Genomic DNA, 6407 nt, shown 5'->3' on the forward strand with positions numbered 1-6407 from the left:
GAAGAAGGGCCGGCCCGGGCACCTGCCGCGAGAGCACTGCGAAAGACGCGGCGCGCGGCCGCGACTCGCGGTGACCTCGTCCCGTGGACGCGAATACACAGATGCGACGCGGGGTCGTGCCGCCGCGGAACCTGAGTGATACGTAGAGGCAGGGAAATTCGATAGGGAGGTAGGGCCGTGTGAGTTGCCTTGGCTGTGGGAGCGGCCGGGGCGGGCGTGGCGGCCGACCGTGTGGGCCGGGGGCGTGACACCATGGACTGCGGCACGCGCGGGGGCGTGGGAGTCCCGTCGGTTCGAGAAGGTTTGGTAATGGTGCACGGCACGGTGAAGTGGTTCGACAGCGAAAAGGGGTTCGGGTTCCTGAGCCCGGACAGTGGCGGGCCGGACGTGTTCGTGGAGTACACCGCGGTGGAGGGCGAGGGCTTCCGGTCGCTCGTGGAGGGGCAGCGGGTCGAATTCGAGGTGCGGCGCACCAAGCCGGGGCCAGAGGCGCTGATCGTGCGGGTCATTGCGGGAGCCGACTACTGAGACGCGGCGTCCGGCCGAACACGCATCGCGGCGGCCGTCCCGAGATGATCGGGGCGGCCGCCGCTGCGTGATGCTCTGGGGATTCTGTCAGCCGCGCAGCCGCCGCCGGAAGAATTCCGCGGATAGAGCCTGTGCATGTTGCCGGTGGGCCGGGTCGTCCCCGGCGAATTCCGCGGCGGCTCGCTCGAATTCGGTGGAGATGAACGTCGCGATCGGTTCGGGCACGCTGCCGGCGCCCATTTCCCGAGTGCGGGATTTCAACTCCGTCAGTTCTTTCACGGCGGTAGTGAAATCGTCAGGGAGATCGCATTCGTCGAGCAGGGTCGGCAAATGCATCGGCGCCACCGCTTTATCCGGGTATTCGTGTAGCCAGCGCAATGCCATGGCCGGCCGCAACGAATAGAACACCTTTTTCAGCGAACGATTGGTATCGAAGAGACGCCACTGCCGGCGGCCCAGATGCAGGTAGTGCCGGGCCACCCGGTTACGGTCGGCGACTTCGTCGGCCAGTGCGCGCAATTCGTCCCGGAATTGCGCGTCACCGCGGTAGACGATCGGCGACATCAGCCATTCGATGAGGACCGCGTTCCCGTTCACCAGCAGCCGCAGCGCCTTCACGAGGTCCCAGCCATTGACATCGAGTAAGCCCACCAAGGGGGTCTCGATGACGTCGCGACCGGGCCAGGGGGTGAGGTAGTCGTCCAGCGGCCGGAGGTAGACGAAGCGGCAGTCGTAGTCCGAGTCGGGGGAGGGGAAGCCCCAGGCGCGGCTACCGCTCTCGATGGCGAGCAGCACGTCGACGCGGTGTTCACGCACGATCCGGTCCAGTTCGCCGTCGATCGTGGCGACCACCGCCGGGTCCATGGAAGCGGGGATCGAGCGCAGGGTCATGGCGGTCGACGTTAGCGTCCCGGGATCCCGCTGGTCCACGCGTTTTCCGTGCGCCGAGGCCCCCAGAAATAGGGGCGTGATAGCCACGTTATATGGCGGGAATTCGACACTCATATGAATGGGGCCACAGAATCCGCATGTCGTGACGCCGGTCACATAGCGTAAATCCCCCGTAACAGGCCGTGAAACCGGCCCGATAGGCTTCACGTCAGAAAGTCCGTACGGAATTCAGAAGAGGTATTTTCATGATCCCCGTTATCATCGACACCGGTTCCGCTGCCCTCAACGGCCTGCTCGACACCGGTTCGGCCGCGCTGCACGGCATCCTGTCCACCTTGTGGACCGGCTCCTTCGGCCGCTAGGAACTGCTGACGTCGATTACTCGACTTTCGAAAGCCCGGTCTCGGACTCCGTAGCTCCGATGCCGGGCTTTCGGCTATCCGTGAAGGGTGTCCCAACACCCTGAATTGTGCCCTCAGAGCGCGCAAGTCCATCGAAGTCGGCCGAAAGTCGAGGTCGCATTTTCGCTGAGGCACCTTCCCGGCCATGCCCTATCTTCGGCTACGCCGTGGCCGACATCATGATCGCCACCGCGGACCAGACCGACGAGACCCCGGCCTGGTGGGACGCCGACCTACCGGCCGCCGGCCCGGAACCCGCAGGTGAGAACCGACGCACCGAAAGATCCACGCGAGAAACGGAATCGGGGCTGTCACTGTGAATATCGAAGCGCTGCAGTCACTGGCGCAGATCTGGACCGACGGCGCGGCGGCAGATCCGATGCTGCCGGCCGAAGTTGCCGTCCGAGCCGTGCTCCAGGAGCCGGTTCCGGTATCTCCGACACACGCTTCGGGTAAACCCGCAGTTCACAGGTTTGATGGCAGTTGCCTACCAGGCGGTAAAACACCCCGGATCCCAGCGCACTAAGCTATCGCCCGTAAATCCCGGAACCCTTCCTCAGGAGTACCCCACCGTGAGCCAAGCAGGCCGTCCTGTTGTTCTGATCGCCGACAAGCTCGCCCAGTCGACCGTCGACGCGCTCGGCGACGGTGTCGAGGTGCGCTGGGTCGATGGCCCCAACCGCCCCGAGCTGCTCGCGGCCGTGCCGGAAGCCGATGCGCTGCTGGTCCGTTCGGCCACCACCGTCGATGCCGAGGTGCTCGAGGCCGGCAAGAACCTCAAGATCGTCGCCCGGGCTGGCGTCGGCCTCGACAATGTCGACGTGCCCGCGGCCACCGAGCGCGGCGTCATGGTCGTCAACGCGCCGACCTCCAACATCCACACCGCCGCCGAGCACGCCGTCACCCTGCTGCTCTCGGCCGCCCGCCAGATCCCGGCCGCCGACGCCACCCTGCGCGAGCACACCTGGCAGCGCAGCAAGTTCAACGGTGTCGAGATCTTCGGCAAGACCGTCGGCGTCATCGGCCTGGGCCGCATCGGCCAGCTGTTCGCGCAGCGTCTCGCAGCCTTCGAGACCAAGGTCGTCGCGTACGACCCCTACACCTCCCCGGCCCGCGCCGCCCAGCTGGGCATCGAGCTGCTGACCCTGGACGAGGTGCTCGAGCGCGCCGACTTCATCTCCATTCACCTGCCCAAGACTCCTGAGACCAAGGGCATGCTGAACAAGGAGACGCTCGCCAAGACCAAGAAGGGCGTCATCATCGTCAACGCCGCCCGCGGCGGTCTGATCGACGAGCAGGCCCTGGCCGACGCCATCACCTCCGGCCACGTGCGCGCCGCCGGTATCGACGTCTTCGAGACCGAGCCGTCCACCGACAGCCCGCTGTTCAACCTGCCGCAGGTCGTGGTGACCCCGCACCTGGGCGCCTCCACTGCCGAGGCCCAGGACCGCGCCGGCACCGATGTCGCCAAGTCCGTGCAGCTCGCCCTCGCCGGCGAGTTCGTGCCCGGCGCGGTGAACGTCACCGGTGGCGCGGTCAACGAGATCGTCGCCCCGTGGCTGGACATCGTCCGCAAGCAGGGCGCGCTGCTGGGCGCCCTCGCCGACGAGCTGCCGGTCTCCATCGAGGTCCAGGTGCGCGGCGAGCTGTCCTCGGAAGACGTTGCGGTATTCGAGCTCTCGGCTCTGCGCGGCGTGTTCTCGGCCCTCATCGAGGACTCGGTGACCTTCGTCAACGCCCCGTCGCTGGCCAAGGACCGCGGCCTCGAGGCCTCGGTCACCACCCACAGCGAGAGCCCGACCCACCGCAGCCTGGTCGACCTGCGCGCCGTGTTCGGCGACGGCCGCACCCTGAACGTGGCTGGCACCCTGACCGAGCCCGCCCAGGTCGAGAAGATCGTCAACATCAACGGCCGTAACTACGACATGCGCGCCGAGGGCCTGAACCTGGCCGTCCTCGCCTACGAGGACAAGCCCGGTCAGCTCGGCCGCCTGGCCACCAAGCTCGGCGACGCGGGTATCGACATCCTCGCCGCCCAGCTCACCCAGGACCTCGACCAGGAGGGCGCCACCGTCGTCCTCCGCGTCAACAAGGAGGTCCCGGCCGACGTCCAGAGCGCCATCGCCGAGGCCGTCGGCGCGGCCAAGGTCGCCCTGGTCAGCCTGGACTGAGATAGACCTCGCGCAACGCGATGAGGGCCCCTTCCACGGACAGTGGAAGGGGCCCGATGCGTTCGAGGGGAAATATCAGCGACCCGGCCGGCGATCCCGGGCTTCGATCGCGTCGCGCGCCTCGGCCAGACCGGCCGTCGGGTCCTGGTCCCGGTACAGCTTGATGGCCTGGATCTTCTTGCCGCGCTGCAGGAGATCGTCGATCGCGCTGTAGTCGATGGCGCCGCCCGGATCGGCGATACCCAGATGCTCGATGATGAGATCGATCTTGCGTTCCAGGCGATGAAGTTTGCGCTCGAGTCGGAGATTGTCGAACATCCACCGAACACTACCGACCCCGCCATGATTGATGAATGCGAGGAAAGACGCCGCCGACCGAGCCGCTGTCCGCGCGGGAGCGGCGCAATCTGCTGATCGGGAGCACTGTCGTCGTCGCGCTGATCGTGGCGGGGGTGGTGGCGTGGGCGGTGCTCGATCATCGGCCGGATTACTCGCGCTCCGAGAATGGCTGTGTCGCAGTGCTTTCCGCCGGGACGATGGGTGGTCAGCAGCAGCGGGCGTGTGGCACGCAGGCGCAGGAGTGGTGCCGGACGGTGGCGGGGCAGCAGGACGCTCTTTCCCTGCGCGTCCAACAGGAGTGCCGTCGCGCGGGAATTCGGCCCTAGCCCACGTGCCGCCGTAGCCCGCCGGCGCGGCCCGGCGCGAGCGGCCGGTGATCCCACTGGTTGGGAGCGATTCGCCCTGGTGAAAGGGGTTGCGGGCGTACCCGCTATGGTGGCCGGTGACTCTCCTGCCAGCGCGGAGAGGATCACCCGCGCGTCTTATCGAACGGAGCATGGATTTCATGAAACTGGCTGTCATTCCGGGCGACGGTATCGGTCCCGAGGTCATCGCCGAGGCCCTCAAGGTGCTCGACGTGGTGGTGCCCGGTGTCGAGAAGACCGAATACGACCTGGGGGCCAAGCGGTTCCATGCCACCGGCGAGATCCTCCCGGACAATGTTATTCCGGAGCTCAAGCAGCACGACGCCATCCTGCTGGGCGCCATCGGCGACCCGTCGGTGCAGAGCGGCCTGCTCGAGCGCGGCCTGCTGCTGCGCACCCGCTTCGAGCTGGACCACCACGTGAACCTGCGCCCGTCCAAGCTGTACCCGGGCGTCACCAGCCCGCTCGCGGCCAACCCGGACATCGACTTCGTGGTCGTGCGCGAGGGCACCGAGGGCCCCTACACCGGCACCGGCGGCGCGATCCGCGTCAACACCCCGCACGAGGTGGCCACCGAGGTCTCCACCAACACCCGCTTCGGTGTCGAGCGCGTGGTCCGCTACGCCTTCGAGACCGCCCGCAAGCGCCGCAAGCACCTGACCCTGGTGCACAAGAACAATGTGCTGGCCTTCGCCGGTTCGCTGTGGTCGCGCACGGTCGCCGAGGTCGGCGCGGAGTACCCGGACATCGAAACCGCGTACCAGCACATCGATGCCGCCACCATCCACATGGTGACCGACCCGGGCCGCTTCGACGTGATCGTCACCGACAACCTCTTCGGTGACATCATCACCGACCTGGCCGCCGCCGTCTCCGGTGGCATCGGCCTGGCCGCCTCCGGCAATATCGACGCCTCGGGCACCAACCCGTCCATGTTCGAGCCGGTGCACGGTTCGGCCCCGGACATCGCGGGCCAGTCCAAGGCCGACCCGACCGCCGCGATCCTGTCGGTGTCCCTGCTGCTGAACCACCTCGGCAAGGCCGAGGAGGCCGCCCGCATCGAGGCCGCCGTCGCCAAGGATCTGGCGTCGCGCTCGGGTGCCGCCTCGACCGTCGAGGTCGGCGACCGGATCGCCGCCTCGCTCTAGCGTTTCCACGGTCAAGCCCCCGTTCCCGCAACAGCGGCGAACGGGGGCTTTTCCTTGTTCACGGCCGGATATCGAGCCCGGCAAGGTGATTCGCCGGTCCGTACCACCCGGCGAATCGTCGAAACCCGACTACTTCACACGCTTCGTCCGTTCCCTCCTCGTCGCCGAAATGCAATCCTGGGAGGGGTTTCGTTGAAACCTCCTGGGCCAGTGAGGCATATCGCACAATTTCATTAGGATGCGAAAACTTAACGGGCACAGCTCTTCCTGATTTGCCGGCGATCAGCCGGTCACCGGGAACCCCTGGGCACCAACGGGACTGCCGCCAGCGCCACCACCGCCGCCAGCAGGTAGGTGATCGGAAAACCGGCCGCGGTGATCAATGCGCCGAAGGCCGGGGCGATCACGGCCGCCGCCAGGTTCTGGCCCGTGTTCTGGATACCCAGCCCGCGACCCGACCAATAGGGACCGGCGATCTCGGCCACCGCCGTGAAGGCCAGGCCGTTGTCGGCCACCGTGATGACCGAGGCCGCGACCAGAATCGGGACGGCCGCCCACCACTGG

General features: G+C 67.1%; 7 protein-coding genes and 1 pseudogene. 5 read left to right on the forward strand and 3 right to left on the reverse strand.

Annotated features, from left to right (window positions below):
- The first annotated feature begins 309 nt into the window (after positions 1 to 309).
- Entirely contained in the window at positions 310 to 528 is a 219-nt protein-coding gene (locus ACFXN1_RS10240; protein ID WP_354837910.1) for a cold-shock protein, read from the forward strand.
- 87 nt (positions 529 to 615) lie between these two features.
- On the opposite strand, the gene ACFXN1_RS10245 is transcribed toward ACFXN1_RS10240, so the two are convergent.
- Positions 616 to 1575, reverse strand: coding sequence for a DNA polymerase beta superfamily protein (locus tag ACFXN1_RS10245; RefSeq protein WP_379463544.1), 960 nt, complete (start codon positions 1573 to 1575; stop codon positions 616 to 618).
- Positions 1576 to 1987: 412 nt separating this feature from the next.
- Between ACFXN1_RS10245 and ACFXN1_RS10250 the strand changes: the two genes are divergently transcribed.
- Both ACFXN1_RS10250 and serA read left to right on the forward strand, forming a co-directional pair.
- The gene (locus tag ACFXN1_RS10250; protein ID WP_379402812.1) at positions 1988 to 2140 is read left to right on the forward strand and encodes a hypothetical protein; all 153 of its coding nucleotides are present in this window, start codon (positions 1988 to 1990) and stop codon (positions 2138 to 2140) included.
- A 252-nt stretch (positions 2141 to 2392) separates the two neighbouring features.
- Positions 2393 to 3991, forward strand: a complete 1599-nt coding sequence (gene serA / locus ACFXN1_RS10255) for a phosphoglycerate dehydrogenase (protein ID WP_379402811.1) — start codon at positions 2393 to 2395, stop codon at positions 3989 to 3991.
- A gap of 75 nt (positions 3992 to 4066) precedes the next feature.
- On the opposite strand, the gene ACFXN1_RS10260 is transcribed toward serA, so the two are convergent.
- Positions 4067 to 4309, reverse strand: a complete 243-nt coding sequence (locus tag ACFXN1_RS10260) for a hypothetical protein (protein WP_379402810.1) — start codon at positions 4307 to 4309, stop codon at positions 4067 to 4069.
- Between the two features lie 35 nt (positions 4310 to 4344).
- Here ACFXN1_RS10260 and ACFXN1_RS10265 point away from each other — a divergent pair, with 35 nt between their 5' ends.
- Both ACFXN1_RS10265 and ACFXN1_RS10270 read left to right on the forward strand, forming a co-directional pair.
- Positions 4345 to 4656: a hypothetical protein gene (locus ACFXN1_RS10265; protein WP_379446540.1), complete on the forward strand. Its 312-nt coding sequence runs from the start codon at positions 4345 to 4347 to the stop codon at positions 4654 to 4656.
- Positions 4657 to 4835: 179 nt separating this feature from the next.
- Positions 4836 to 5843 (forward strand): 3-isopropylmalate dehydrogenase, encoded by a 1008-nt coding sequence (locus ACFXN1_RS10270; RefSeq protein ID WP_379463545.1) that lies wholly within the window; start codon positions 4836 to 4838, stop codon positions 5841 to 5843.
- Between the two features lie 290 nt (positions 5844 to 6133).
- Here the strand turns inward: ACFXN1_RS10270 and ACFXN1_RS10275 are convergent.
- Positions 6134 to 6407, reverse strand: a pseudogene (locus tag ACFXN1_RS10275) (MFS transporter); the annotation flags it as partial.

The organism is Nocardia sp. NPDC059154, assembly GCF_042755705.1.
Classification (GTDB): Bacteria; Actinomycetota; Actinomycetes; order Mycobacteriales; family Mycobacteriaceae; genus Nocardia.

Excerpts from the sequence above, each read along its gene's own strand:
- ACFXN1_RS10265 (WP_379446540.1), top strand. The coding sequence starts at position 4,345 with ATGCGAGGAAAGACGCCGCCGACCGAGCCGCTGTCCGCGCGGGAGCGG.
- ACFXN1_RS10270 (WP_379463545.1), top strand. The coding sequence starts at position 4,836 with ATGAAACTGGCTGTCATTCCGGGCGACGGTATCGGTCCCGAGGTCATC.
- ACFXN1_RS10240 (WP_354837910.1), top strand. The coding sequence starts at position 310 with ATGGTGCACGGCACGGTGAAGTGGTTCGACAGCGAAAAGGGGTTCGGG.
- ACFXN1_RS10260 (WP_379402810.1), bottom strand. The coding sequence starts at position 4,309 with ATGTTCGACAATCTCCGACTCGAGCGCAAACTTCATCGCCTGGAACGC.